This is a genomic window from Erwinia pyrifoliae DSM 12163 (genome assembly GCF_000026985.1).
Lineage (GTDB): Bacteria > Pseudomonadota > Gammaproteobacteria > Enterobacterales > Enterobacteriaceae > Erwinia > Erwinia pyrifoliae.
Window position 1 is genome coordinate 3446939 of sequence record NC_017390.1, and the last position, 26133, is coordinate 3473071.

The window sequence follows — 26133 nt, forward strand, 5'->3', positions numbered from 1 at the left end:
CCGTCCGTTCAACATAACGTGGGGGATTATGCGCACCCTCGCGGCGGGCGGCGGGGCAGCACGGGCGCGGCGGCTCGGGTTCGCACAATCCACGTTATGTCTTGCGCCCCCGCGTTGTACATCAGGTGGGGCCGCCATCCCTGGCGGCGCTGGCTGTGGCGTTGCCATCAGTCAACCCCCTGGCAGTTGTCGGCCTGTCGGCCTCCGCTTGCAGGGCTTTATGCCCGCCCGGCTGCGTCTGTCCGTAACGGCTCGCAGTCGTTCCTCCTTGCTCGTTCCCGTTCCGGCCAGCTTCCGCTACCCGCCCCTGTCCGTGTTGCCATGCAAAACCACCGCCCCCTCAACCTTCCGCGCCCCGGAGCGCCGCAGCGCCTGCGGGCTTCGCCAGCCCGCGCCCGGCAGACGGCCGTCCACGGCGCAGCGAGCTGCACCGCGTCCACCCGCCCTGATAATGACCGTCCTTACCTGGCGTTGCAGCAGCGTAAAGCGCTGGTATGATGCAGCGGTGCAGGCGCAGACGCCACGGCCTGGCGGTAGCGTGCGCGGGCAAAAAGGCGCGTCGGGGTCTCGGGGTTACGCGGCGGCTGAAAAAGTGCATTGCCCGTCTGCCGGAGCCAGTCATCACGCGGGTTGAGGACGCCTTAAAAGTACGATGCCGTCGGGATAGCGCCCAAGACCCGGTGGGGCTGGCGGGAGGGATGAACCTGTATGCTTATGCGCCGAATCCGTATGGGTGGGTTGATCCGCTGGGGTTAAGTAAGTGTGCACTGGAAGGAAAATATAAAGAAGTCGATAAGGCTAATTTACCTGATTGGATTAAAGATTCTTTCAAGAATGGCGAATATAAAACGGTAAGAACAACTGATGAAGTGAATTTATATCGTGTGTTCGGTGGTAATGCGAAAATAGACGGATCATTTGTTAGTACATCACCAGCGTTGAATAAAATACAAGCCAAAATTGATTCGGCACTTTTACCAGAATGGAAAAATACGCGACAGTTTGAAGCTACTATTACTGTACCTAAAGGAACAATCCTTCAGGTCGGCAAGGTTGAACAGCAAGTTATGCTCTCTGGTGCAAAACTCCAGGGAGGGGCTGACCAAATATTGTTACCACATGGCTATCCTACAAGTTGGATAAGTGATGTCAGATTTTTATAACAGGAATTTAAATTGTGGATAAAAATGAACTTTTGTCTGAAATTGATAAAGCCTCTAATTATGTAGAGGCTTCAATGAATAGTGAAGGTAAAAGCGGTTTAAAAGTATTTATTGATGATTTAAAAAAATTGAAGGGAAAAGTGTTGGGTAATGATCTGGTCAATAATCCATTAAGAGGCTTTGCTCGTCGCTATGCGGAAATGTATAGCGATTATCTTAATCCAATAACAGATGTTTTAGACAAAATAGAAAAATCTGTAGATAATTATTTGGATACCAACTAAGGATTAAATTAAAGCCGGAAGCGATCCCCACAGATCCTTCCGGCTTTTTACCTTCAGCCACCCTTCACGCCAGCATGGCGATCATTCGCTGCTTAGTCTGTTCCAGCTCCTGCTGCTGTGCCTTCAGCTGCTGCTCCATTGCCCGCAGCCGCCTCTCCTCGCGGCTGTCGGGGATCAGCAGCAGACAGCCGTCCAGCACCGTCAGGCTGACGCCGGTTCCCACCGCAAATCCCGCCTCCGCCAGCCACTTGCCCGTGATGCTGACCTGTGGCGTATCGCGTTCGCCGCCCTTCGGGCGGTAGCCGACGGTAACGCGCCGCTGCATTTTGGAAATTCCCCGTTCTGACTTAGAATCATGCTCAGCCATGATTAACTACCTCGTTTAGTTGCTTATGGTTAGCGGCTGTTACAGGTTGCCTCCTGTAGCAGTCGCGTTAAATATCAGCGTGTTAGCTTGATCGCTTGTCTGACTTTCTCTTGTGTGATTGCCATATCCAGAAAATGACAAATCATGTCCTGATCTTCCGTTTTTAACCCATCAACCTGTTTACACAACTCTTTTAACCGCTTGTTTTTAATATCAAAAACGGGTGCTGCCGTATCTTCTTCTCCTAAAAGCATATAGTCAGTGCTGACCTCAAGAAATTGAGCCAACTTAATGATGTAATCAAACTGTGGCTTAACCTGTCCTTGCTCCCAGCGCCCCAGCATACGGGGCTGGATATCCAGCAAATTAGCCAGTTCTATCTGTGTTAGCTGCCGTTCTTTGCGCAGGGCAGCGAGACGCTTACCGAAATCAGTCATGGATACACAAAACCAGTTAAGTTCTTTGCCCCACATGATAAACGCCCTTTTAAAATTAGCCCTTGAAGGAATTATATTGACTCGTATATTATAGGTCAATAATGACCTTGACGTATTTTTTAGAGGAATGTGGCATGGCACGCATCGCAGAAACGGAATTACAGCACCTGAAAGCCGCCGTCTCTTTAGCCGCCGTGGTGCAGGCGCAGGGGCGGCAGCTGTTTAAGCGCGGTAAGGATCTGGTGNCGCTGTGCCCGTTCCACGATGAAAAAACGCCCTCCTGTGTCATCTCCCCGGCGAAAAACCTGTATCACTGCTTCGGCTGTGACGCGGGCGGTTCGGTGCTGGACTGGCTGATGCACAGTGAAAANCTCAGTCTGCGTAAGGCGGTGGAGCGGCTGCGGGCGGAGCTGGGGGAAAACCCGGCGCTGGTGCCGCTGGTCGCACAGCCGGACGTGTTCGCCGACGACGAAGCCGGGCGGCAGGCGCTGCTGGAGCGGGTAACCGCGTTTTATCACCAGACGCTGCTGAACGCGCCGGAGGCCCTCGCTTACCTTGAGAAGCGCCGCCTTAACTATCCTGAATTAGTGGCGCAGTTCCGCCCGGGCTTCGCTAACCGCACGCTGGCCTACCGTCTGCCGCCAAAGAAGCTGAAGGACGGCGCGGCGATCCGCGCGCGGCTTCAGGCACTGGGCATCATGCGTGAAAGCGGTCACGAGCACTTTACCGGCTGTCTGGTGGTGCCGGTGGCCGATCTGCACGGCCGGATCCGCGAGGTCTACGGGCGCAAAATCGACAAGCCGCAGCGCGGCATGCCCGCCCATCTCTATCTGCCGGGGCAGCACGGCGGGGTGTGGAACGAGCAGGCGCTGATCGGNTCAAAGTCGGTGATCCTGTGCGAATCGCTGATCGACGCCATGTCGTTCTGGGTGGCCGGGCAGCGCAACGTGACGGCGGCGTACGGGGTGAATGGCTTTACCGACGATCACCGCCGGGCCTTTGCGCAGCATGAAATAAAACAGGTGCTGATCGCCTTTGATAACGATGCGGCGGGCAACGCGGCGGCGGTCAGACTGGCGGCGGAGCTGGCGGCCATGCAGATCGACACGTTCCGCATCGTGTTCCCCGCCGGAATGGACGCCAACGGTTATCTGTGCCGGGTGGCGGAGCCGGAACAGGAGTTCGGGCTGCTGGCCGGGTCGGCGCAGCCGATGCGCGATGCGGTGACGGTGCCTGAAATGGTTGTGCCTGAAACCCTCCCTGCTTTAGCCGCCAGCCCTTCAGATCCCGGCGTTATCGTCGAGCGCGGTGAGGCAGGCGAAGTAACGATCGGCCTCGGGGCGCAGCGCTGGCGGGTGCGCGGGCTGGCTCAGGTGAAGCCGGGCGCGGCGGTGATGAAGCTCAGCCTTCAGGTGCTGGATCGGGAAAGCGGCGCGGCGTTCGCCGACTCGCTGGATCTGATCAGCGCCCGCAGCCGGGGCGGTTACGTGCGCCAGGCGGCGACGGAACTGGGGCTGGCAGAAGACGACGTGCGGCGTTCGCTGGGAAAAGTGCTGCTGGCGCTGGAGAACCTGGCCCCGCAGCCGGAAGAGACAGCGCCGGAACTGACGGAGGCCGAACGGGCGGCGGCGCTGGCGCTGCTTAACGATCCCGACCTTAGTGGCAGAATCACCGACGATCTGGCCGCCTGTGGCGTGGTCGGCGAATCCACCAATCTGCTGGCCGCCTACCTGGCGGCGACCTCGCGCAGGCTGGAACGACCGCTGGCGGTGCTGATCCAGTCGTCATCGGCGGCTGGCAAGTCGTCGCTGATGGATGCGGTGCTGGGGCTGATGCCGGAAGAGGAGCGGATGCAGTACTCGGCGATGACCGGACAGAGCCTGTTCTACCTCGGGGAAAGCAACCTGCAACACAAGATCCTGGCGATAGCGGAAGAAGAAGGGGTACGCCAGGCGGCGTACGCGCTGAAGCTGTTGCAGTCAGACGGTGAACTGACCATCGCCAGCACCGGCAAGGATGATGCCACCGGGAACCTGGTGACGAAGCAGTACAGGGTCAAAGGCCCGGTGATGCTGATGCTCACCACCACCGCNATCGACGTGGACGAGGAGCTGCTGAACCGCTGCCTGGTGCTGACGGTGAACGAAAGTCGGGAGCAGACGGAGGCGATCCACGCGATGCAGCGCCACGGGCAGACGCTGGAAGGACTGCTGATGACCAGTGAAAAGGCGCACGTCACGCGGCTGCACCAGAACGCGCAGCGGCTGATCAGGCCGCTGAAGGTGGTTAATCCGTACGCCTCGCGACTGACGTTTATGTCAGACAAAACCCGCACGCGGCGCGACCATATGAAGTATCTGACGCTGATCCAAAGCGTGGCGCTGCTGCACCAGTACCAGCGCGAGGTCAAGACGGTCACGCATCGCGGCGAAGCGCTGGCCTATATCGAGGTGACGCGGGAAGACATCGCGCTGGCGAACCGTCTGGCGCATGAGATCCTCGGGCGCACGCTGGACGAGATGCCGCCGCAGACGCGCAGGCTGCTGATGCTGATCCAGGAGTGGATAAGGGAGTGCGGCCAGCCGCGTAACGAATGGTTGTTCACGCGCAGGATGCTGCGTGACGCACTGCGCTGGGGGGATACGCAGCTGAAAATCCACCTGGCGCGGCTGGTTGAAATGGAGTATCTGCTGCTGCACCGGCGTGGTCTGACGTTCCTGTACGAACTGCTGTTCGACGGGGAAGACGGGGACGGGGCGCACCTGTGCGGGCTGATCGACCCACAGTACGATCACCTCCGGTCGGGGTCAGAAGCCTGACGGTCGGCCTCCGGTCGGGCAGCGGTCGGCGGTCGGTCGGGTGGGGAAAAACGGCTTCAGGCCGCACCACGCATGGGCTGAACGCCAAACCGGTCGGGGAGGGGCAAAAAGCACTGTTCCGGCCATCAAGCCAAAATCGTATCGTCAATCCACTTCGCAGGACGTGCCGCCATGACCAGACCGAATCCCCCCACCGCAACAGAAAGCCATATCAGCCGGCAGGGTCAGACGCTGCGCCGGCTGGCAGAAAGCTGGCTGGCGCACCTTGCCGCCGCCGGACGCAGCCCGCGCACGGTGCAGGGATACCGCGAACGGGTGCTGGCGTTCCTGGCCTGGTGCGAACCGCGCGGGATAAGGTACGCGCCCCAGGTAAGCCTGGCGGTGCTGGAAAGCTATCAGCGTTATCTTCGCGGCTACCGTAAGGCGGATGGAACACTGCTGGCGGTAAACGGGCAGCGGCACCTGTTATCGGCGATAAGGATGCTGCTGCGCTGGCTGCTGCAACGGCACCATATCCTGTATAACCCGGCTGAACTGCTGGCGCTGCCAAAGGAGGAGCGGCGGCTTCCGGCGCAGGTGTTCAGCGAGGCGGAAACACGGCGGGTGTTGCAGAGCCTGGACGCGGGCACGCCGCCGGGGTTGCGTAATCGTGCCATCCTCGAACTGTTGTGGAGTACGGGGATCAGGCGTACGGAGCTGGCGAACCTGCTGCTGTCGGATGTGGACGCGGTGCGCGGCGTGGTGAACGTGCGGCGCGGCAAGGGCGGCAGGGATCGGGTTGTTCCGGTCGGTCACACGGCGCTGATATGGCTGGGGCGCTATCTGAAGGACGTGCGGCCACGGCTGGCGCAGCGGTTCGACAGCGGACATCTGTTTATCAGCCATAAGGGAACGGGGCTGGGGCGCAGCACCTTAACGGCGATGGCGGGCCGTGCCATCCGTGAGGGTGCGCACCTGAAAAAGGCGGGAGCCTGTCATATCTTCCGCCACTCGATGGCGACACAGATGCTGGAGAACGGGGCAGATACGCGGCATATCCAGGCAATACTGGGGCATGAGAAGCTGGAGACCACGCAGATCTATACNCGGGTGGCCATCGGTCACTTGCAGAAGGTTCATGCTCACACGCATCCGGCGGAGAAGCGGCGTACGGAGAAGTTAGCGGAGCAGCCGGACAGCGCGGAGCCGGAGAACACCGCGCCGGAGGTTACAGCGGAGTCGCCGGACGGTCAGCAGAGGTAGCTCAAATCCTGTCAGGCCGCAGGTTGTGGAGTCCGGCAGAGCGCACCCTCCCTGGTGCGATCTGCCTTCATCACGTTCAGCGTGCGCGGGGGTAAACGGCCGTGCGCCGGGCTTCAGCGGCGCATCTCTCCGTGAGCCGGTTCCCGGCTTCCGTCCGTTCAACATAACGTGGGGGATTATGCGCACCCTCGCGGCGGGCGGCGGGGCAGCACGGGCGCGGCGGCTCGGGTTCGCACAATCCACGTTATGTCTTGCGCCCCCGCGTTGTACATCAGGTGGGGCCGCCATCCCTGGCGGCGCTGGCTGTGGCGTTGCCATCAGTCAACCCCCTGGCAGTTGTCGGCCTGTCGGCCTCCGCTTGCAGGGCTTTATGCCCGCCCGGCTGCGTCTGTCCGTAACGGCTCGCAGTCGTTCCTCCTTGCTCGTTCCCGTTCCGGCCAGCTTCCGCTACCCGCCCCTGTCCGTGTTGCCATGCAAAACCACCGCCCCCTCAACCTTCCGCGCCCCGGAGCGCCGCAGCGCCTGCGGGCTTCGCCAGCCCGCGCCCGGCAGACGGCCGTCCACGGCGCAGCGAGCTGCACCGCGTCCACCCGCCCTGATAATGACCGTCCTTACCTGGCGTTGCAGCAGCGTAAAGCGCTGGTATGATGCAGCGGTGCAGGCGCAGACGCCACGGCCTGGCGGTAGCGTGCGCGGGCAAAAAGGCGCGTCGGGGTCTCGGGGTTACGCGGCGGCTGAAAAAGTGCATTGCCCGTCTGCCGGAGCCAGTCATCACGCGGGTTGAGGACGCCTTAAAAGTACGATGCCGTCGGGATAGCGCCCAAGACCCGGTGGGGCTGGCGGGAGGGATGAACCTGTATGCTTATGCGCCGAATCCNTATGGGTGGGTGGATCCGCTGGGGCTGGCGAAGTGCGGTTTATCATCCAAGATGGTCAAAGCAGTTAATGGAAGGATGCCAATTAACAGTAAATTTGCAGGTAAAATGTATCCTCTGGAAAACTTACCTGTCGAAATACGGAATAAATATCCACACAGTGTTCCTTTTAACCATGCTGGTTTCCCTGACTTTACAAGATACTCGATAAATAATGTGCGTATTGAGCTAGGTAGAACTCGTGGTATTGATTTTGCTCGTGCAGATAAAGCTGTTGGTTATGGCAGGGGGAATCCAAGGCCGGATGATTATACCTGGCATCATCACCAAGACTCGGGTTATATGCAGTTAATACCAACTGATATACACGCTGCTATCAAACATACTGGCGGCATAGCGACAGGACGATAATTCTATGGCACTAATACATGATTCAAAAGGTGTTTTAAGCGAGCAGGAACTTGTTAGCTTGGAAAATCAGCTAGGTGTTAATTTACCTAAAGATTACAGAGAGTTCCTCAAAAAACACAATGGTGGTTATCCTGAACCAGACGGTTTTGATTTTGCTGATGGTGGCGATGGGTCAAGTGTAGATAAGTTTTTTGGAATTAGTGATTCAAAGAATGAAGGTATTATTGAATATTATTCAACCTATAAGAATCGCATCCCTAAAAGTTATCTCCCTGTAGCCAAAGATCCCGGCGGAAACTTAATTTTAGTCGAGGTTGATCGCGATGAATCAAGTGTTTATTTTTGGGATCATGAATTTGAATCAGAGGATGGAGATATACCGAGAATGGATAATGTCCACTTAATATCACCAAGCTTTAACGAATTTATAGATAATCTTTACGAAATAGAAATATAAATGTTAAAGCCGGAAGCGATCCCCACAGATCCTTCCGGCTTTTTTACCTTCAGCCGCCCGTCACGCCAGCATGGCGATCATCCGCTGCTTAGCCTGCTCCAGCTCCTGCTGCTGCGCTTTCAGCTGCTGTTCCATCGCCCGCAGCCGCCTCTCNTCGCGGCTGTCGGGGATCAGCAGCAGACAGCCGTCCAGCACCGTCAGGCTGACGCCGGTTCCCACCGCAAATCCCGCCTCCGCCAGCCACTTGCCCGCAATACTGACCTGTGGCGTATCGCGTTCTCCCCCCTTCGGGCGGTAGCCGACGATAACGCGCCGCTGCNTTTTGGAAATTCCCCGTTCTGACTTAGAATCATGCTCAGCCATGATTAACTACCTCGTTTAGTTGCTTATGGTNAGCGGCGTTATCGTGTTCGAGCACGGTAGCGCCGCGTTAAATATCTTTCAGTTACGCGCTTGAGCGATCAGTGCGGTCAACATCTCTGCAATCATCTTCTGCTTTGCTTTGGGCAGGTCGTCGACCTCTTCGATTAGCTGCTGCCATTTGGCCGTTGGGCCGCGCTTGCGCAGTACCTTCTCCGGTGATCCCCCGAACAACTCTTCCAGGGGAACTGAAAAAATCTGCGCCACAAAAGGGAGTGATGAAACCTTGATCCTCCTGCGCCCCGCCTCCCATGCCTGAACTGTCTGTTGAGAAACGTTCAGTTTATCCGCCAGTTCAGACTGCGTAATCCCTTGCTCCTTGCGTAACCGGGTCATCCGTTCGCCCAACGCAATGAAAAAATCGCGCTCTTCGTCGCTGATAGCCATAGCTGTCGTTGTTCCTGAATGTAATAAGACAGCCATAACTTACCTTATAGTTTACTACGATATGTTGTACATACTACATTATGTGGTATATTGGCGTCGAGTTATTTTTACCCAAACCCTATTGACAGGTTTTTGAAGGAACCTATTTATGGCACGCATCGCAGAAACGGAATTACAGCACCTGAAAGCCGCCGTCTCTTTAGCCGCCGTGGTGCAGGCGCAGGGGCGGCAGCTGTTTAAGCGCGGTAAGGATCTGGTGNCGCTGTGCCCGTTCCACGAGGAGAAAACGCCGTCAATGGTCATCTCCCCGGCGAAAAACCTGTATCACTGCTTCGGCTGTGACGCGGGCGGTTCGGTGCTGGACTGGCTGATGCACAGTGAAAANCTCAGTCTGCGTAAGGCGGTNGAGCGGCTGCGGGCGGAGCTGGGGGAAAACCCGGCGCTGGTGCCGCTGGTTGCGGCGGCGGAGCCGGACGTGTTCGCCGACGACGAAGCCGGGCGGCAGGCGCTGCTGGAGCGGGTGACGGCGTTTTATCACCAGACGCTGCTGAACGCGCCGGAGGCCNTCGCTTACCTTGAGAAGCGCCGCCTGCATCATCCTGAATTAGTTGCTGCCTTTAAGCCGGGCTTCGCTAACCGCACGCTGGCCTACCGTCTGCCGCCNAAGAAGCTGAAGGACGGCGCGGCGATCCGCGCGCGGCTTCAGGCNCTGGGCATCATGCGTGAAAGCGGTCACGAGCACTTTACCGGCTGNCTGGTGGTGCCGGTGGCCGATCTGCACGGCCGGATCCGCGAGGTCTACGGGCGCAAAATCGACAAGCCGCAGCGCGGCATGCCCGCCCATCTCTATCTGCCGGGGCAGCACGGCGGGGTGTGGAACGAGCAGGCGCTGATCGGNTCAAAGTCGGTGATCCTGTGCGAATCGCTGATCGACGCCATGTCNTTCTGGGTGGCGGGCTGGCGCAACGTGACGGCGGCGTATGGGGTGAACGGCTTTACTGACGATCACCGCCGGGCCTTTGCGCAGCATGAAATNAAGCAGGTGCTGATCGCCTTTGATAACGATGCGGCGGGCAACGNGGCGGCGGTCAGACTGGCGGCGGAGCTGGTTCAGATGCAGATCGACACGTTCCGTATCGTGTTCCCCGCCGGAATGGATGCTAACGGTTATCTGTGCCGGGTGGCGGAGCCGGAACGGGAGTTCGGGCTGCTGGTTGAGTCGGCGCAGCCGATGCGCGATGCGGTGACGGTNCCTGAAATGGTTGTGCCTGAAACCCTCCCTGCTTTAGCCGCCAGCCCTTCAGATCCCGGCGTTGTCGTGGAGCGCGGCGAAGCGGGCGAGGTGCTTATCGGCCTCGGGGCGCAGCGCTGGCGGGTGCGCGGGCTGGCGCAGGTNAAGCCGGGCGCGGCGGTGATGAAGCTTAACGTTCAGGTGCTGGANCGGGAAAGCGGCGCGGCGTTCGCCGACTCGCTGGATCTGATCAGCGCCCGCAGCCGGGGCGGTTANGTGCGCCAGGCGGCGGCGGANCTGGGGCTGGCAGAAGACGATCTGCGGCGTTCGCTGGGCAAAGTGCTGCTGGCGCTGGAGAACCTGACGGCGCAGCCGCAGCCGGAAGAGAGCGCGCCGCAACTGACGGAGCAGGAACGGGCGGCGGCGCTGGCGCTGCTGCGTTGTCCCGATCTTAGCGGCAGAATAACCGACGATCTGGCCGCCTGTGGCGTGGTCGGCGAATCCGGCAACCTGCTGGCCGCCTACCTGGCGGCGACCTCGCGCAGGCTGGAACGNCCGCTGGCGGTGCTGATCCAGTCATCGTCTGCGGCGGGCAAGTCGTCGCTGATGGANGCGGTGCTGGGGCTGATGCCGGAAGAGGAGCGCATGCAGTACAGCGCGATGACCGGACAGAGCCTGTTCTACCTCGGGGAAAGCAACCTGCAGCACAAAATCCTGGCGATAGCGGAAGANGAAGGGGTACGCCAGGCGGCGTANGCGCTGAAGCTGTTGCAGTCGGACGGTGAACTGACCATNGCCAGCACCGGCAAGGATGAGGCCACCGGTAACCTGGTGACGAAGCAATATACGGTGAAAGGCCCGGTNATGCTGATGCTCACCACCACCGCCATCGACGTGGACGAGGAGCTGCTGAACCGCTGCCTGGTGCTGACGGTCAACGAGTCGCGCGAACAGACCGAGGCGATCCACGCCATGCAGCGCCACGGCCAGACGCTGGAAGGGCTGCTGATGACCAGCGAAAAAGCGCACGTCACGCGGCTGCACCAGAACGCGCAGCGGCTGCTAAAACCGCTGAAGGTGGTTAATCCGTATGCTTCCCGACTGACGTTTATGTCAGACAAAACCCGCACGCGGCGCGACCATATGAAGTATCTGACGCTGATCCAGTCGGTGGCGCTGCTGCACCAGTACCAGCGGGAAGTGAAGACGGTCACGCATCGCGGCGAAGCGCTGGCNTATATCGAGGTGACGCGGGAAGACATCGCGCTGGCGAACCGTCTGGCACATGANATCCTCGGGCGCACGCTGGACGAGATGCCGCCGCAGACGCGCAAGTTGTTGTTACTGATACAAACGATGGTCAGTGAACGGGCGGCGGCACGGCGCTGTAAACCGGGTGAAGTGCGCTTTACCCGGCGTGAGATCCGCGAGGTAACGCGCTGGAGTGATAACCAGCTCAAGGTTCACTGTCTGCGGCTGGCTGAAATGGAATACCTGCTGGTTCACGGCGGCAGCCGTGGGCACCTGCTGCAATACGAACTGTTATGGGACGGCAGCGGTGACGGTGCGCACCTGTGCGGCCTGATAGAGCCGGACGAGGCGTGCGTATGATATGCGCAAGTTGTAGAAGAGCGGCAGCAAGTTGGCCTCAGGTTGGGGCTAAGTTGGCGCTAAGTTGGGGTAATGAAAATCTCCCGCAGGCCTTGCCACTACTGGCCTGAATACCTGGCAAGTTGGGGCAGTGCAAAAAGCCCTGTTCCGCCAGCACGGGCAAAATCATACCGTCAGTCCACTTCAACCCAGTCACCTCACAGGACGTGCCGCCATGACCAGANCGAATCCCCCCACCGCAACGGAAANCCATATCAGCCGGCACGGACAGACGCTGCGGCAGCTGGCGGAAAGCTGGCTGGCGCATCTTGTCGTCGCCGGACGCAGCCCGCGCACGGTGCAGGGCTACCGCGAACGGGTGCGGGCGTTCCTGNCCTGGTGCGAACCACGCGGGATAACGTATGCGCCACAGGTGAGCCTGGCGGTGCTGGAGGCGTACCAGCGCTGGCTGCAAGGCTACCGCCGGGCGGATGGAAAACAGCTGGTCGTGAACAGCCAGCTTGGCGTGTTAACGGCGATAAGAATGCTGTTCCGCTGGCTGCTGCAACGGCATGTGATCCTGTACAACCCCGCCGAACTGCTGGCGCTGCCGAAGGAGGAGCGGCGGCTNCCGGCGCAGGTGTTCAGCGAGGCCGAAACGCGGCGGGTGTTGCAGAGCCTGGACGCGGGCACGCCACCGGGGCTGCGTAACCGTGCCATCCTCGAACTGTTGTGGAGTAGCGGGATCAGGCGCTCGGAGCTGGCCGGGCTGCTGCTGTCAGACGTGGACTTCACGCGTGGCGTGGTCAACGTGCGGCGCGGCAAGGGCGGTAAGGACNGGGTTGTCCCGGTCGGTCACGCGGCGCTGATGTGGCTGGGGCGCTATCTGAAGGACGTGCGGCCACGGCTGGCGCAGCGGTTCGACAGCGGNCACCTGTTTATCAGCCATAAGGGGACTGGGCTGGCGCACGGCACCCTGACCGCGATGGCGGGCCGTGCCATCCGTGAGGGTGCGCACCTGAAGAAGGCCGGAGCCTGTCATATCTTCCGCCACNCGATGGCGACACAGATGCTGGAGAACGGCGCNGACACGCGGCATATCCAGGCAATACTGGGGCATGAGAAGCTGGAGACCACGCAGATCTATACNCGGGTGGCCATCGGTCACTTGCAGAAGGTTCATGCNCACACGCATCCGGCAGAGAAGCGGCGCACGGAGAAGTTAGCGGAGCAGCCGGAGAACGCNGAGCCGGAGGTTAAACCGGAGCCGCCGGACAGGTCGAAAAAGTAGCTCAGACCCTGCAAGGCCGGAGTGAAAGGGGCTGCATGATATAACGCGCAGCCGGAGAACACCGCGCCGGACGTGATGCCGGAGTCGCCGGACGGTCAGCAGAGGTAGCTCAAATCCTGTCAGGCCGCAGGNTGTGGAGTCCGGCAGGCAGTACGGCGAAGAAAGGCTAATCTTCTCCGTCACAGCACGTAAAAAAAGGAGTGATGGAATGCGTGTAATGCTATAATGCATTACAGTTAACTCATTACGGGAGAGACATCATGGCAACATTAAACGTGCGGCTGGATGACAAGCTGAAAAGCAAAGCTTACGCAGTCCTGGATGAACTGGATGTATCACCAACAGAGGCGGTCCGGCTGCTGTTCCAGTATATAGCGGAAAATGAACGTCTGCCGCTGAAAACGCTGACGGTCAGCGATGAAGAGGACGCGCTGCTCAAAACGGTGCGCGAAAGGCTGGCATCGCCACAGAAGGGAATAAGGGTCACGCTGGATGAGCTATGAACTGGTCTTCGATCCCAGAGCCTTAAAAGAGTGGAAAAAACTGGGCGCAACGGTTCGGGAGCAGTTCAAAAAGAAACTGGCGGAAGTGCTGGTAAACCCGAGGGTGGAATCTGCCAGGTTGAGAGAGTACCCGGACTGCTACAAAATAAAGCTGAAATCATCGGGTTATCGTCTGGTATATCAGGTTCAGGATGAACAGCTGGTTGTCTTCGTTGTGGCGACAGGAAAAAGAGAAAGGTTACAGGTGTATCGTGACGCAGGAAAGCGCCTGTAAGTGCGTTATCAAAAGTCGCTCAAATCCTGTCAGGCCGCAGGTTGTGGAGTCCGGCAGAGCGCACCCTCCCTGGTGCGATCTGCCTTCATCACGTTCAGCNTGCGCGGGGGTAAATGGCCGTGCGCCGGGCTTCCGCCGCACCTCTCTCCATAAGCCGGTTCCCGGCTCCCGTCCNTTCAACATAACGTGGGGGATTATGCGCACCNTCGCGGCGGGCGGCGGGGCAGCACGGGCGCGGCGGCTCGGGTTCGCACAATCCACGTTATGTCTTGCGCCCCCGCGTTGTACATCAGGTGGGGCCGCCATCCCTGGCGGCGCTGGCTTCTTCCCCGTCTTCGGCAAACCCCTGGCAGTTGTCGGCCTTACGGCCTCCGCTCAAAACAGTTTATGCCCGCCCGGCTGCGTCTGGCTGCACGGGGTCGCGCTGCGCTGCTCCTTCCCCGTTCGCCAGCTTCCGCTGCCCGCCCTGGTTCGTGCTGGCATGCAAAATCCGCCGTTCCCTTAATCGCCGCTGGCTGTGGCGTTGCCATCAGTCAACCCCCTGGCAGTTGTCGGCCTGTCGGCCTCCGCTTGCAGGGCTTTATGCCCGCCCGGCTGCGTCTGGCTGCACGGGGTCGCACTGCGTTGCTCCTTCCCCGTTCGCCAGCTTCCGCTGCCCGCCCCTGTCCGTGTTGCCATGCAAAACCCGCCGTTCCCTCAACCTTCCGCGCCTCAGAGCGCCGCCATGCGGCGCTTGCGGGCTTCGCCAGCCCGCTCCCGGCAGACGGCCGTCCACGGCGCAGCGAGCTGCACCGCGTCCNCCCGCCCTGATAATGACCGTCCTTACCTGGCGTTGCAGCAGCGGAAAGCGCTGGTATGATGCTGCGGTGCAGGCGCAGATGCCACGGCCGGGCGGTAGCGTACGCGGGCAAAAAGGCGCGTCGGGGCTTCCGGGTTACNCGGCGGCTGAAAAAGTGCATTGCCCGTCTGCCGGAGCCAGTCATCACGCGGGTTGAGGACGCCTTAAAAGTACGATGCCGTCGGGATAGCGCCCAAGACCCGGTGGGGCTGGCGGGAGGGATGAACCTGTATGCTTATGCGCCGAATCCGTTAACTTGGATCGATCCGTTAGGCCTTACTAAATGTAAACCATCATCACCAGGTTCAATGCAAAAAGAAGTTGAACGCGGGCAAGCCCCAAGGGAAATAGAGCGTGTTGACAGAGGTCATATTCCTGGTCAGGAAGCTCACGTCCATTATTCTGACGGGACTTCTTCTAATGTGAGTGGCGGTGTCCACGATGCGCATCGTGGTATGCCAAACCCTACCAAGAAAGCTCGTAAATGGCTGATTAATCACGGTTGGACACCGCCAGACTAAACATGAGAGGTATTATGAAAATCTACGGATATGAGAATGAAGACAGTGAGTTAATATCTCTTCAGGAAATATCGTTACAAGTGACTATCGATGAGTTAAAGGAATTATCAAGTTTTATCGATAATACGATTAATATGATGGAAAAATATGGAGATAAATTTGGGCATGAACATTTTTCAGATTTTATAAAATCAAAAAAGTATCCAGATATTATCATCACTAAATAAATTTAAGCCGGAGGCAATCCTTCCGGCCTCTTACCTTCAGCCGCCCTTCACGCCAGCATCTCGATCATCCGCTTTTTAGCCTGCTCCAGCTCCTGCTGCTGTGCCTTCAGCTGCTGNTCCATTGCCCGCAGCCGCCTCTCCTCGCGGCTGTCGGGGATCAGCAGCAGACAGCCGTCCAGCACCGCCAGGCTTACGCCGGTTCCCACGGAAAATCCCGCTTCCGCCAGCCACTTGCCCGCAATACTGACCTGTGGCGTNTCGCGTTCGCCGCCCTTCGGGCGGTAGCCAACGGTAACNCGCCGCTGCATTTTGGAAATTCCCCGTTCTGACTTAGAATCATGCTCAGCCATGATTAACTACCTCGTNTAGTTGCTTGTGGTGAGCGGTGGTCAGAGGTGACAGCCTCTGGCTACCGCGTTATTAATCAGTCAGTTACGCGCCTGTACAAGCAGAGCGCTTAACATCTCCGAAATCATCTTCTGCTTTGCCTTCGGCAAACTGTCGATCTCTTCAATAAGCTGTAGCCACTTTGGAGCCGGACCGCGTTTACGGGCGATCTTCTCCTCCGGCGCTTCGCCAAGTAAATCTTCCAGAGAAACAGAAAGCAGCCTTGCCACAGCTGGGAGTATGGATATCTGAATCCGCCGTCTTCCGGCTTCCCATGCCTGTACGGCCTGCTGGGAGACGTTCAGCGCCTGTGCAACCTGCGTCTGTGTCATCCCGGCATCCTTCCGTAGCGCCGTTATCCTTCTGCCCAGTCCGGTGATGAATACCTGTTCTTCGTTGCTTATTGGTGCGGCCATAGTCGTTTTACCTGAAATCCTTTGAGACCTGATGACCATAATCTACTCCATGTTTTACATTTAACTGTTGTAAATACTACTAGCTGATGTATATACTTGTCGAGTTATTTTTACCCAAACCCTATTGACAGGTTTTTGAAGGAACCTATTTATGGCACGCATCGCAGAAACGGAATTACAGCACCTGAAAGCCGCCGTCTCTTTAGCCGCCGTGGTGCAGGCGCAGGGGCGGCAGCTGTTTAAGCGCGGTAAGGATCTGGTGNCGCTGTGCCCGTTCCACGAGGAGAAAACGCCGTCAATGGTCATCTCCCCGGCGAAAAACCTGTATCACTGCTTCGGCTGTGACGCGGGCGGTTCGGTGCTGGACTGGCTGATGCACAGTGAAAANCTCAGTCTGCGTAAGGCGGTGGAGCGGCTGCGGGCGGAGCTGGGNGAAAACCCGGCGCTGGTGCCGCTGGTCGCACAGCCGGACGNGTTCGCCGACGACGAAGCCGGGCGGCAGGCGCTGCTGGAGCGGGTAACCGCGTTCTATCATCACACCCTGCTTAATGCGCCGGAGGCCCTCGCCTACCTTGAGAAGCGCCGCCTTAACCATCCTGATTTAGTGGCGCAGTTCCGTCCGGGCTTNGCTAACCGCACGCTGGCCTACCGTCTGCCGCCAAAGAAGCTGAAGGACGGCGCGGCGATCCGCTCACGGCTTCAGGCNCTGGGCATCATGCGTGAAAGCGGTCACGAGCACTTTACCGGCTGNCTGGTGGTGCCGGTGGCCGANCTGCACGGCCNGATCCGCGAGGTCTACGGGCGCAAAATCGACAAGCCGCAGCGCGGCATGCCCGCNCATCTCTATCTGCCGGGGCAGCACGGCGGGGTGTGGAACGAGCAGGCGCTGATCGGNTCAAAGTCGGTGATCCTGTGCGAATCGCTGATCGANGCCATGTCATTCTGGGTGGCGGGCTGGCGCAACGTGACGGCGGCGTACGGGGTGAANGGCTTTACCGACGATCACCGCCGGGCCTTTGCGCAGCATGAAATAAANCAGGTGCTGATCGCCTTTGATAACGATGNGGCGGGCAACGCGGCGGCGGTCAGACTGGCGGCGGAGCTGGCGGCCATGCAGATCGACGCGTTCCGTATCGTGTTCCCACAGGGGATGGATGCTAACGGCTGGCTGTGCCGGGTGGCGGAGCCGGAACGGGAGTTCGGGCTGCTGGTNGAGTCGGCGCAGCCGATGCGCGATGCGGTGCGGGTTGAAACCCCGGTAGCGGAGCCGGAGCCTGAAACCCTCCCTGCTTTAGCCGCCAGCCCTTCAGATCCGGGCGTTGTGGTTGAACGCGGCGANGCGGGCGAGGTGCTTATCAGCCTCGGGGCNCAGCGCTGGCGGGTGCGCGGGCTGGCTCAGGTGAAGCCGGGCGCGGCGGTGATGAAGCTCAGCCTTCAGGTGCTGGATCGGGAAAGCGGCGCGGCGTTCGCCGACTCGCTGGATCTGATCAGCGCCCGCAGCCGGGGCGGTTACGTGCGCCAGGCGGCGACGGAACTGGGGCTGGCNGAAGACGATCTGCGGCGTTCGCTGGGCAAAGTGCTGCTGGCGCTGGAGAACCTCGCGGCGCAGCCGCAGCCGGAAGAGAACGCGCCGCAACTGACGGAGGCCGAACGGGCGGNGGCGCTGGCGCTGCTTAACGATCCCGACCTTAGCAGCAGAATAACCGGCGATCTGGCCGCCTGTGGCGTGGTCGGNGAATCCGGCAACCTGCTGGCCGCCTANCTGGCGGCGACCTCGCGCAGGCTGGAACGNCCGCTGGCGGTGCTGATCCAGTCGTCGTCGGCGGCGGGCAAGTCGTCGCTGATGGANGCGGTGCTGAATCTGATGCCGGAAGAGGAGCGCATGCAGTACAGCGCGATGACCGGNCAGAGCCTGTTCTACCTCGGGGAAAGCAACCTNCAGCACAAAATCCTGGCGATAGCGGAAGAAGAAGGGGTACGCCAGGCGGCGTANGCGCTGAAGCTGTTGCAGTCNGACGGTGAACTGACCATCGCCAGCACCGGCAAGGATGANGCCACCGGTAACCTGGTAACGAAGCAGTACAGGGTNAAAGGCCCGGTGATGCTGATGCTCACCACCACCGCNATCGACGTGGACGAGGAGCTGCTGAACCGCTGCCTGGTGCTGACGGTCAACGAGTCGCGCGAACAGACCGAGGCGATCCACGCCATGCAGCGCCACGGCCAGACGCTGGAAGGGCTGCTGATGACCAGCGAAAAAGCGCACGTCACGCGGCTGCACCAGAACGCGCAGCGGCTGCTAAAACCGCTGAAGGTGGTTAATCCGTATGCTTCCCGACTGACGTTTATGTCAGACAAAACCCGCACGCGGCGCGACCATATGAAGTATCTGACGCTGATCCAGTCGGTGGCGCTGCTGCACCAGTACCAGCGGGAAGTGAAGACGGTCACGCATCGCGGCGAGGTTATCGAGTATATCGAGGTGGAGCGGGAAGACATCGCGCTGGCGAACCGGCTGGCACATGAGATCCTCGGGCGCACGCTGGACGAGATGCCGCCGCAGACGCGCAAACTGCTGATGTTAATCCAGGAGTGGATAAAGGACTGCGGCCAGCCGCGTCACGAATGGCTGTTCACGCGCANGATGCTGCGTGATGCGCTGCGCTGGGGCGATACGCAGCTGAAAATCCACCTGGCGCGGCTGGTTGAAATGGAGTACCTGCTGCTGCACCGGCGCGGCCTGACGTTCCTGTACGAACTGCTGTTCGACGGGGAAGACGGGGACGGNGCGCACCTGTGCGGGCTGATCGACCCNCAGTACGATCACCTCCGGTCGGGGTCAGAAGCACAGCAGTCGGCCTCCGGTCGGGCAGCGGTCGGCGGCCGGTCGGGTGAGGAAAAACCGCCTCAGGCCGCAGCACAACAGGGCTGAACGCCAGACCGGTCGGGGCAGTNCAAAAAGCCCTGTTCCGCCAGTCAGCGTAAAATCGTATCGTCAGTCCACTTCAACCCAGTCACCTCACAGGACGTGCCGCCATGACCAGACCCAACCCCCCCACCGCAACGGAAATCCATATCAGCCGGCACGGACAGACGCTGCGGCAGCTGGCGGAAAGCTGGCTGGCGCATCTTGTCGTCGCCGGACGCAGCCCGCGCACGGTGCAGGGCTACCGCGAACGGGTGCGGGCGTTCCTGGCCTGGTGCGAACCGCGCGGGATAACGTATGCGCCACAGGTGAGCCTGGCGGTGCTGGAGGCGTACCAGCGCTGGCTGCAAGGCTACCGCCGGGCGGATGGAAAACAGCTGGTCGTGAACAGCCAGCTTGGCGTGTTAACGGCGATAAGAATGCTGTTCCGCTGGCTGCTGCAACGGCATGTGATCCTGTACAACCCCGCCGAACTGCTGGCGCTGCCGAAGGAGGAGCGGCGGCTNCCGGCGCAGGTGTTCAGCGAGGCCGAAACGCGGCGGGTGTTGCAGAGCCTGGACGCGGGCACGCCACCGGGGCTGCGTAACCGTGCCATCCTCGAACTGTTGTGGAGCACCGGGATCAGGCGNACGGAGCTGGCGAACCTGCTGCTGTCGGATGTGGACGCGGTGCGCGGCGTGGTNAACGTGCGGCGCGGCAAGGGCGGCAGGGATCGGGTTGTTCCGGTGGGCAACGCGGCGCTGATGTGGCTGGCGCGCTATCTGAAGGACGTGCGGCCGCGTCTGGCGCAGCGGTTCGACAGCGGACACCTGTTTATCAGCCATAAGGGGACGGGGCTGGCGCACGGCACCTTAACCGCGATGGCGGGTCGCGCCATCCGCAGCGGGGCGCACCTGAAGAAGGCCGGAGCCTGTCATATCTTCCGCCACNCGATGGCGACACAGATGCTGGAGAACGGCGCNGACACGCGGCATATCCAGGCGATCCTCGGGCATGAGAAGCTGGAGACCACGCAGATCTATACNCGGGTGGCCATCGGTCACTTGCAGAAGGTTCATGCNCACACGCATCCGGCAGAGAAGCGGCGCACGGAGAAGTTAGCGGAGCAGCCGGAGAACGCGGAGCCGGAGGTTAAACCGGAGCCGCCGGACAGGTCGAAAAAGTAGCTCAGACCCTGCAAGGCCGGAGTGAAAGGGGCTGCATGATATAACGCGCAGCCGGAGAACACCGCGCCGGACGTGATGCCGGAGTCGCCGGACGGTCAGCAGAGGTAGCTCAAATCCTGTCAGGCCGCAGGTTGTGGAGTCCGGCAGAGCGCACCCTCCCTGGTGCGATCTGCCTTCATCACGTTCAGCNTGCGCGGGGGTAAATGGCCGTGCGCCGGGCTTCCGCCGCACCTCTCTCCATAAGCCGGTTCCCGGCTCCCGTCCNTTCAACATAACGTGGGGGATTATGCGCACCNTCGCGGCGGGCGGCGGGGCAGCACGGGCGCGGCGGCTCAGGTTCGCATAATCCACGTTATGTCTTGCGCCCCCGCGTTCCTGGCCGGGGCGTGGCCGCCATCCCTGGCGGCGCTGGCTTCTTCCCCGTCTTCGGCAAACCCCTGGCAGTTGTCGGCCTTACGGCCTCCGCTCAAAACAGTTTATGCCCGCCCGGCTGCGTCTGGCTGCACGGGGTCGCGCTGCGCTGCTCCTTCCCCGTTCGCCAGCTTCCGCTGCCCGCCCTGGTTCGTGCTGGCATGCAAAATCCGCCGTTCCCTTAATCGCCGCTGGCTGTGGCGTTGCCATCAGTCAACCCCCTGGCAGTTGTCGGCCTGTCGGCCTCCGCTTGCAGGGCTTTATGCCCGCCCGGCTGCGTCTGGCTGCACGGGGTCGCACTGCGTTGCTCCTTCCCCGTTCGCCAGCTTCCGCTGCCCGCCCCTGTCCGTGTTGCCATGCAAAACCCGCCGTTCCCTCAACCTTCCGCGCCTCAGAGCGCCGCCATGCGGCGCTTGCGGGCTTCGCCAGCCCGCTCCCGGCAGACGGCCGTCCACGGCGCAGCGAGCTGCACCGCGTCCNCCCGCCCTGATAATGACCGTCCTTACCTGGCGTTGCAGCAGCGGAAAGCGCTGGTATGATGCTGCGGTGCAGGCGCAGATGCCACGGCCGGGCGGTAGCGTACGCGGGCAAAAAGGCGCGTCGGGGCTTCCGGGTTACNCGGCGGCTGAAAAAGTGCATTGCCCGTCTGCCGGAGCCAGTCATCACGCGGGTTGAGGACGCCTTAAAAGTACGATGCCGTCGGGATAGCGCCNAAGACCCGGTGGGGCTGTCGGGTGGGATGAACCTGTATGCTTATGCGCCGAATCCTTTAACGTGGGTCGATCCGCTGGGATTATGTAAGGGAGGGATAGCTAGAGGTGACAATCCATATCAGACACGAGTAGATCCTCGTTTCCCTGGAAGACCTGATCCCGCATTTTCAATAGATTCTCGAACATTTGAATCAGGGATACCTACTTCAAATGGTGGTATAAGAAATAACCAAGAATTTTGGAAGCAATGGACTAATTTGCAGCCTGATTCCTTAAGCAATAGCAATTTATATAGAATACAAGAGCTAGGACTATCACCAAAAATAGATGATGCATGGATAAAAGCATTTCCTGAGCATGTTAATTATAAAGGGGATACAATAATACATCATCATGTTGATTTTGGAGCGTATGCTATACCTGTTCCTGGAAGTACTCATGTCGGAAGTGGTGGTGTTTGGCATACTAAATAAGGGCAAAAGCTATGCTATTAACGATAGATGAAATTGAACTCAAACTAAATGAGAAGTTTTCCAAATTTAATGGGGAAATGGATGATTTAATTTTAAAAAGAAGAACAACCCCGGTGAGCACCCTTAAGATTGCAGAAAGTAATCTTAACGTTAATCTACCAAATGATTTTGTTGGCTTTTTAATGCGTTATGATATAGATAATTTTTCATTGGGTAATATATCTTTTGGCAATGGTAGTGACTATTTAGACAAGATAGCCAGAATAAATAATGATGAGTTCAACCATTGGTGGATTGGTCAGCATAGACCTGATGGAATTATATGTATAGCAATATCAGACCCTTATACTATTTTGCTTAATACTTGTAATGGAAACGTACATGCTATTACAAGTGAGCAAGGTATGGATGGTTGGGCATCAGTAGCCAATAATTTTGAATTGTTTATTAGAGGTGTTGGTTCTCATTTTTTAAAAAAAATGCACAGCATCAGAAATTATTAAATCAACTGGTTCAACTGATAAATTATTTTGGAATAATATATAATTTACATGCCGGGAATATCATGAGTGATATTCCCGGCTTTTATTTTTATACCTCGCGCAGTACGCCGGATATCCCGGCTTTCATCCCCTTAACCACTTGTTTAACCTGATAAAGTTCTTTCCGTAACTCCTGCACCTCGTTGCCCTCAGCGATCAGGATCAGGCACCCCTCCGAGATCTTCACCGTGACGCCCGTTCCGGTATCAAATCCCGCCTCTTTCAGCCAGTCGCCCTTAAGGTGCAGGCTGGGATGCCGCGAATAATACGTGGTCATGCCTGTTTTACTGTTCTGGTGGCGGGCGCTGACATAGCCCACCTGATACTGGCGCTGGGTTTTTGAAATGGTGACTTCTGGCGTAATATTGTGTTCAGCCATGATTAACTACCTCGTTTAGTTGATTATGGTGAGCAGTAATTAAGGGTTGCCGCCCTTAATTACTGCGCTATCTCAATGTTATTACTGTGTTTTTCCAATGACGTTATCGAGGATCTCAGAGACCAGCTTCTGCTTGGTTCGCGGTAGTTGACTGATGATCTCGATCTGCTGTTCCAGACGCGAAGCCGGGCCACGCTTGCCGCTTCTTCCCTGTGCCGATAATCCCAGCAGTTCATCCAGCGACAGGTTCAGGATCTGCGCCAGTTGTGGCAACAGCGCCGCCGAAACCTTCAGCTTCCCGCCCTCGTAATGCGCCATCGTCTGCTGTGCAATCCCCAGCTGTTCGGCCAGCTGCGTCTGTGTCAGCTGCTGTTCTTTGCGTGACTGCGCAATCCTTGCGCCAAGCTGCTTAAAAAACGCTTCGTCTTTAGTGTTCATGGCCTGCTGTAGCTGTCTTGTCGTTAACATTGCCATGATAGTACTCCCTGTTTTAAATAACCCGGTTGACAATACTCTAATACAGGGTACTCTGCAACGGAGTTATTTTTACCCTAACCCTATTGACAGGTTTTTACAGGAGTTCCCGTTATGGCCCGCATCCCGGAAGCAGAGTTACAGCACCTGAAAGCCGCCGTCTCTTTAGCCGCCGTGGTGCAGGCGCAGGGGCGGCAGCTGTTTAAGCGCGGTAAGGATCTGGTGNCGCTGTGCCCGTTCCACGATGAAAAAACGCCCTCCTGTGTCATCTCCCCGGCGAAAAACCTGTATCACTGCTTCGGCTGTGACGCGGGCGGTTCGGTGCTGGACTGGCTGATGCACAGTGAAAANCTCAGTCTGCGTAAGGCGGTGGAGCGGCTGCGGGCGGAGCTGGGNGAAAACCCGGCGCTGGTGCCGCTGGTTGCGGCGGCGGAGCCGGACGTGTTCGCCGACGACGAAGCCGGGCGGCAGGCGCTGCTGGAGCGGGTAACCGCGTTTTATCACCAGACGCTGCTGAACGCGCCGGAGGCCCTCGCNTACCTTGAGAAGCGCCGCCTTAACNATCCTGANTTAGTGGCGCAGTTCCGNCCGGGCTTCGCTAACCGCACGCTGGCCTACCGTCTGCCGCCAAAGAAGCTGAAGGACGGCGCGGCGATCCGCGCGCGGCTTCAGGCACTGGGCATCATGCGTGAAAGCGGTCACGAGCACTTTACCGGCTGNCTGGTGGTGCCGGTGGCCGATCTGCACGGCCGGATCCGNGAGGTCTACGGGCGCAAAATCGACAAGCCGCAGCGCGGCATGCCCGCCCATCTCTATCTGCCGGGGCAGCACGGCGGGGTNTGGAACGAGCAGGCGCTGATCGGNTCAAAGTCGGTGATCCTGTGCGAATCGCTGATCGACGCCATGTCGTTCTGGGTGGCCGGGCAGCGCAACGTGACGGCGGCGTACGGGGTGAANGGCTTTACCGGCGATCACCGTCACGCCTTTGCGCAGCACGGTACAAAGCAGGTGCTGATCGCCTTTGATAACGATGCGGCGGGCAACGCGGCGGCGGTCAGACTGGCGGCGGAGCTGGCGGCCATGCAGATCGACGCGTTCCGTATCGTGTTCCCACAGGGGATGGACGCCAACGGCTGGCTGTGCCGGGTGGCGGAGCCGGAACGGGAGTTCGGGCTGCTGGTTGAGTCGGCGCAGCCGATGCGCGATGCGGTGCGGGTTGAAACCCCGGTAGCGGAGCCGGAGCCTGAAACCCTCCCTGCTTTAGCCGCCAGCCCTTCAGATCCCGGCGTTATCGTCGAGCGCGGTGAGGCAGGCGAAGTAACGATCGGCCTCGGGGCGCAGCGCTGGCGGGTGCGCGGGCTGGCNCAGGTGAAGCCGGGCGCGGCGGTGATGAAGCTTAACGTTCAGGTGCTGGANCGGGAAAGCGGCGCGGCGTTCGCCGACTCGCTGGATCTGATCAGCGCCCGTTCGCGCTCGGGCTACGTGCGCCAGGCGGCGGCGGAACTGGGGCTGGCAGAAGACGATCTGCGGCGTTCGCTGGGCAAAGTGCTGCTGGCGCTGGAGAACCTCGCGGCGCAGCCGGAAGCGCAAGAGAGCGGCCCGGAACTGACGGAGGCCGAACGGGCGGAGGCGCTGGCGCTGCTGAACGATCCCCGTCTTAGCGGCAGAATAACCGACGATCTGGCCGCCTGTGGCGTGGTCGGCGAATCCGGCAACCTGCTGGCCGCCTACCTGGCGGCGACCTCGCGCAGGCTGGAACGNCCGCTGGCGGTGCTGATCCAGTCGTCATCGGCGGCTGGCAAGTCGTCGCTGATGGANGCGGTGCTGGGGCTGATGCCGGAAGAGGAACGGATGCAGTACAGCGCGATGACCGGACAGAGCCTGTTCTACCTCGGGGAAAGCAANCTGCAGCACAAGATCCTGGCGATAGCGGAAGAAGAAGGGGTACGCCAGGCGGCGTACGCGCTGAAGCTGTTGCAGTCNGACGGTGAACTGACCATCGCCAGCACCGGCAAGGATGATGCCACCGGTAACCTGGTAACAAAGCAGTACAGGGTCAAAGGCCCGGTGATGCTGATGCTCACCACCACCGCNATCGACGTGGACGAGGAGCTGCTGAACCGCTGCCTGGTGCTGACGGTCAACGAGTCGCGCGAACAGACCGAGGCGATCCACGCCATGCAGCGCCACGGCCAGACGCTGGAAGGGCTGCTGATGACCAGCGAAAAAGCGCACGTCACGCGGCTGCACCAGAACGCGCAGCGGCTGATCAGGCCGCTGAAGGTGGTTAATCCGTATGCTTCCCGGCTGACGTTTATGTCNGACAAAACCCGCACGCGGCGCGACCATATGAAGTANCTGACGCTGATCCAAAGCGTGGCGCTGCTGCACCAGTACCAGCGCGAGGTCAAGACGGTCACGCATCGCGGCGAGGTTATCGAGTATATCGAGGTGGAGCGGGAAGACATCGCGCTGGCGAACCGGCTGGCACATGAGATCCTCGGGCGCACGCTGGACGAGATGCCGCCGCAGACGCGCAGGCTGCTGATGCTAATCCAGGAGTGGATAAAGGACTGCGGCCAGCCGCGTCACGAATGGCTGTTCACGCGCANGATGCTGCGTGATGCGCTGCGCTGGGGCGATACGCAGCTGAAAATCCACCTGGCGCGGCTGGTTGAAATGGAGTACCTGCTGCTGCACCGGCGCGGCCTGACGTTCCTGTACGAACTGCTGTTCGACGGGGAAGACGGGGACGGNGCGCACCTGTGCGGGCTGATCGACCCNCAGTACGATCACCTCCGGTCGGGGTCAGAAGCACAGCAGTCGGCCTCCGGTCGGGCAGCGGNCGGCGGCCGGTCGGGTGAGGAAAAACCGCCTCAGGCCACGCCGTTACCGGGCTGAACGCCAGA

26 protein-coding genes and 3 pseudogenes are annotated in these 26133 nt (G+C 59.6%); 19 read left to right on the top strand and 10 right to left on the bottom strand.

Going from position 1 to position 26133, the window contains the following annotated elements; all coding sequences use genetic code 11:
- Positions 1-96 precede the first annotated feature (96 nt).
- From EPYR_RS20890 to EPYR_RS15760, 3 genes and pseudogenes are all read left to right on the top strand, one after another.
- Positions 97-498, top strand: coding sequence for a hypothetical protein (locus tag EPYR_RS20890; protein ID WP_197525171.1), 402 nt, complete (start codon positions 97-99; stop codon positions 496-498).
- 161 nt (positions 499-659) lie between these two features.
- A pseudogene (locus tag EPYR_RS18670) lies at positions 660-1163 on the top strand (RHS repeat-associated core domain-containing protein); the annotation flags it as partial.
- Positions 1164-1177: 14 nt separating this feature from the next.
- On the top strand, positions 1178-1447 hold the full coding sequence (locus EPYR_RS15760; protein ID WP_012667454.1) for a hypothetical protein: 270 nt from the start codon (positions 1178-1180) through the stop codon (positions 1445-1447).
- Between the two features lie 64 nt (positions 1448-1511).
- On the opposite strand, the gene EPYR_RS15765 is transcribed toward EPYR_RS15760, so the two are convergent.
- Both EPYR_RS15765 and EPYR_RS15770 read right to left on the bottom strand, forming a co-directional pair.
- Positions 1512-1814, bottom strand: coding sequence for a SymE family type I addiction module toxin (locus EPYR_RS15765; RefSeq protein ID WP_012667453.1), 303 nt, complete (start codon positions 1812-1814; stop codon positions 1512-1514).
- 74 nt (positions 1815-1888) lie between these two features.
- Positions 1889-2287 carry a helix-turn-helix domain-containing protein gene (locus tag EPYR_RS15770; RefSeq protein ID WP_012667452.1) on the bottom strand — a complete coding sequence of 133 codons (399 nt, stop codon included), beginning with the start codon at positions 2285-2287 and terminating at the stop codon, positions 1889-1891.
- Between the two features lie 98 nt (positions 2288-2385).
- On the opposite strand from EPYR_RS15770, the gene EPYR_RS15775 reads away from it, so the two are divergent.
- From EPYR_RS15775 to EPYR_RS15790, 5 genes and pseudogenes are all read left to right on the top strand, one after another.
- A complete protein-coding gene (locus EPYR_RS15775) occupies positions 2386-5070 on the top strand; it encodes a CHC2 zinc finger domain-containing protein (protein ID WP_014539498.1) in 2685 nt (894 codons plus the stop codon).
- 171 nt (positions 5071-5241) lie between these two features.
- On the top strand, positions 5242-6312 hold the full coding sequence (gene xerC, locus EPYR_RS15780; protein ID WP_012667450.1) for a site-specific tyrosine recombinase XerC: 1071 nt from the start codon (positions 5242-5244) through the stop codon (positions 6310-6312).
- 246 nt (positions 6313-6558) lie between these two features.
- The gene (locus EPYR_RS20895; protein WP_197525171.1) at positions 6559-6960 is read left to right on the top strand and encodes a hypothetical protein; all 402 of its coding nucleotides are present in this window, start codon (positions 6559-6561) and stop codon (positions 6958-6960) included.
- A gap of 161 nt (positions 6961-7121) precedes the next feature.
- A pseudogene (locus tag EPYR_RS15785) lies at positions 7122-7598 on the top strand (HNH endonuclease); the annotation flags it as partial.
- A 4-nt stretch (positions 7599-7602) separates the two neighbouring features.
- Entirely contained in the window at positions 7603-8055 is a 453-nt protein-coding gene (locus EPYR_RS15790) for an SMI1/KNR4 family protein (protein WP_012669373.1), read from the top strand.
- A 60-nt stretch (positions 8056-8115) separates the two neighbouring features.
- Here the strand turns inward: EPYR_RS15790 and EPYR_RS15795 are convergent, their stop codons facing one another.
- Positions 8116-8418 (bottom strand): SymE family type I addiction module toxin, encoded by a 303-nt coding sequence (locus EPYR_RS15795; protein ID WP_014539501.1) that lies wholly within the window; start codon positions 8416-8418, stop codon positions 8116-8118.
- A gap of 78 nt (positions 8419-8496) precedes the next feature.
- On the bottom strand, positions 8497-8898 hold the full coding sequence (locus tag EPYR_RS15800) for a helix-turn-helix domain-containing protein (protein WP_012669375.1): 402 nt from the start codon (positions 8896-8898) through the stop codon (positions 8497-8499).
- Positions 8899-9010: 112 nt separating this feature from the next.
- On the opposite strand from EPYR_RS15800, the gene EPYR_RS15805 reads away from it, so the two are divergent.
- The 4 genes from EPYR_RS15805 (at position 9011) to EPYR_RS15820 (ending at position 13751) form a co-directional block, all read left to right on the top strand.
- Positions 9011-11704, top strand: a complete 2694-nt coding sequence (locus EPYR_RS15805) for a CHC2 zinc finger domain-containing protein (RefSeq protein ID WP_041474186.1) — start codon at positions 9011-9013, stop codon at positions 11702-11704.
- Positions 11705-11918: 214 nt separating this feature from the next.
- Positions 11919-12974 (top strand): site-specific tyrosine recombinase XerC, encoded by a 1056-nt coding sequence (xerC, locus tag EPYR_RS15810; protein ID WP_014539503.1) that lies wholly within the window; start codon positions 11919-11921, stop codon positions 12972-12974.
- 260 nt (positions 12975-13234) lie between these two features.
- On the top strand, positions 13235-13477 hold the full coding sequence (locus EPYR_RS15815) for a type II toxin-antitoxin system RelB/DinJ family antitoxin (RefSeq protein ID WP_012669378.1): 243 nt from the start codon (positions 13235-13237) through the stop codon (positions 13475-13477).
- Positions 13467-13751 (top strand): type II toxin-antitoxin system RelE family toxin, encoded by a 285-nt coding sequence (locus EPYR_RS15820; RefSeq protein ID WP_012669379.1) that lies wholly within the window; start codon positions 13467-13469, stop codon positions 13749-13751. Before EPYR_RS15815 ends, EPYR_RS15820 begins: the two co-directional genes overlap by 11 nt.
- A gap of 501 nt (positions 13752-14252) precedes the next feature.
- On the opposite strand, the gene EPYR_RS20670 is transcribed toward EPYR_RS15820, so the two are convergent.
- Positions 14253-14429, bottom strand: a complete 177-nt coding sequence (locus tag EPYR_RS20670; protein ID WP_157861020.1) for a hypothetical protein — start codon at positions 14427-14429, stop codon at positions 14253-14255.
- A gap of 342 nt (positions 14430-14771) precedes the next feature.
- Between EPYR_RS20670 and EPYR_RS20030 the strand changes: the two are divergent.
- Both EPYR_RS20030 and EPYR_RS15830 read left to right on the top strand, forming a co-directional pair.
- Positions 14772-15110, top strand: a pseudogene (locus tag EPYR_RS20030) (RHS repeat-associated core domain-containing protein); the annotation flags it as partial.
- A gap of 14 nt (positions 15111-15124) precedes the next feature.
- Positions 15125-15337, top strand: coding sequence for a hypothetical protein (locus EPYR_RS15830; RefSeq protein ID WP_012669382.1), 213 nt, complete (start codon positions 15125-15127; stop codon positions 15335-15337).
- Positions 15338-15384: 47 nt separating this feature from the next.
- Here EPYR_RS15830 and EPYR_RS15835 read toward each other — a convergent pair whose 3' ends face one another.
- Both EPYR_RS15835 and EPYR_RS15840 read right to left on the bottom strand, forming a co-directional pair.
- A complete protein-coding gene (locus tag EPYR_RS15835; protein WP_014539505.1) occupies positions 15385-15687 on the bottom strand; it encodes a SymE family type I addiction module toxin in 303 nt (100 codons plus the stop codon).
- Positions 15688-15765: 78 nt separating this feature from the next.
- The gene (locus tag EPYR_RS15840) at positions 15766-16140 is read right to left on the bottom strand and encodes a helix-turn-helix domain-containing protein (RefSeq protein WP_012669384.1); all 375 of its coding nucleotides are present in this window, start codon (positions 16138-16140) and stop codon (positions 15766-15768) included.
- Between the two features lie 151 nt (positions 16141-16291).
- On the opposite strand from EPYR_RS15840, the gene EPYR_RS15845 reads away from it, so the two are divergent.
- Positions 16292-19072, top strand: a complete 2781-nt coding sequence (locus tag EPYR_RS15845; RefSeq protein WP_041474187.1) for a CHC2 zinc finger domain-containing protein — start codon at positions 16292-16294, stop codon at positions 19070-19072.
- Positions 19073-19176: 104 nt separating this feature from the next.
- Positions 19177-20232, top strand: coding sequence for a site-specific tyrosine recombinase XerC (gene xerC, locus EPYR_RS15850; RefSeq protein WP_014539508.1), 1056 nt, complete (start codon positions 19177-19179; stop codon positions 20230-20232).
- Between the two features lie 592 nt (positions 20233-20824).
- Here xerC (EPYR_RS15850) and EPYR_RS21195 read toward each other — a convergent pair.
- Complete coding sequence (locus EPYR_RS21195) at positions 20825-21001, bottom strand: hypothetical protein (protein ID WP_157861020.1); 177 nt, start codon at positions 20999-21001, stop codon at positions 20825-20827.
- A 381-nt stretch (positions 21002-21382) separates the two neighbouring features.
- Between EPYR_RS21195 and EPYR_RS19635 the strand changes: the two genes are divergently transcribed.
- Both EPYR_RS19635 and EPYR_RS15860 read left to right on the top strand, forming a co-directional pair.
- A complete protein-coding gene (locus EPYR_RS19635; protein ID WP_012669388.1) occupies positions 21383-21829 on the top strand; it encodes a hypothetical protein in 447 nt (148 codons plus the stop codon).
- An 11-nt stretch (positions 21830-21840) separates the two neighbouring features.
- On the top strand, positions 21841-22332 hold the full coding sequence (locus tag EPYR_RS15860) for an SMI1/KNR4 family protein (protein ID WP_231844229.1): 492 nt from the start codon (positions 21841-21843) through the stop codon (positions 22330-22332).
- 88 nt (positions 22333-22420) lie between these two features.
- Here EPYR_RS15860 and EPYR_RS15865 read toward each other — a convergent pair whose 3' ends face one another.
- Together EPYR_RS15865 and EPYR_RS15870 are read right to left on the bottom strand one after the other, a co-directional pair.
- Positions 22421-22750 carry a SymE family type I addiction module toxin gene (locus EPYR_RS15865; protein ID WP_012669390.1) on the bottom strand — a complete coding sequence of 110 codons (330 nt, stop codon included), beginning with the start codon at positions 22748-22750 and terminating at the stop codon, positions 22421-22423.
- An 81-nt stretch (positions 22751-22831) separates the two neighbouring features.
- On the bottom strand, positions 22832-23224 hold the full coding sequence (locus tag EPYR_RS15870; RefSeq protein ID WP_012669391.1) for a helix-turn-helix domain-containing protein: 393 nt from the start codon (positions 23222-23224) through the stop codon (positions 22832-22834).
- 114 nt (positions 23225-23338) lie between these two features.
- Here EPYR_RS15870 and EPYR_RS15875 point away from each other — a divergent pair, with 114 nt between their 5' ends.
- Entirely contained in the window at positions 23339-26125 is a 2787-nt protein-coding gene (locus EPYR_RS15875; RefSeq protein WP_014539512.1) for a CHC2 zinc finger domain-containing protein, read from the top strand.
- The last annotated feature ends 8 nt before the right edge of the window (positions 26126-26133 follow it).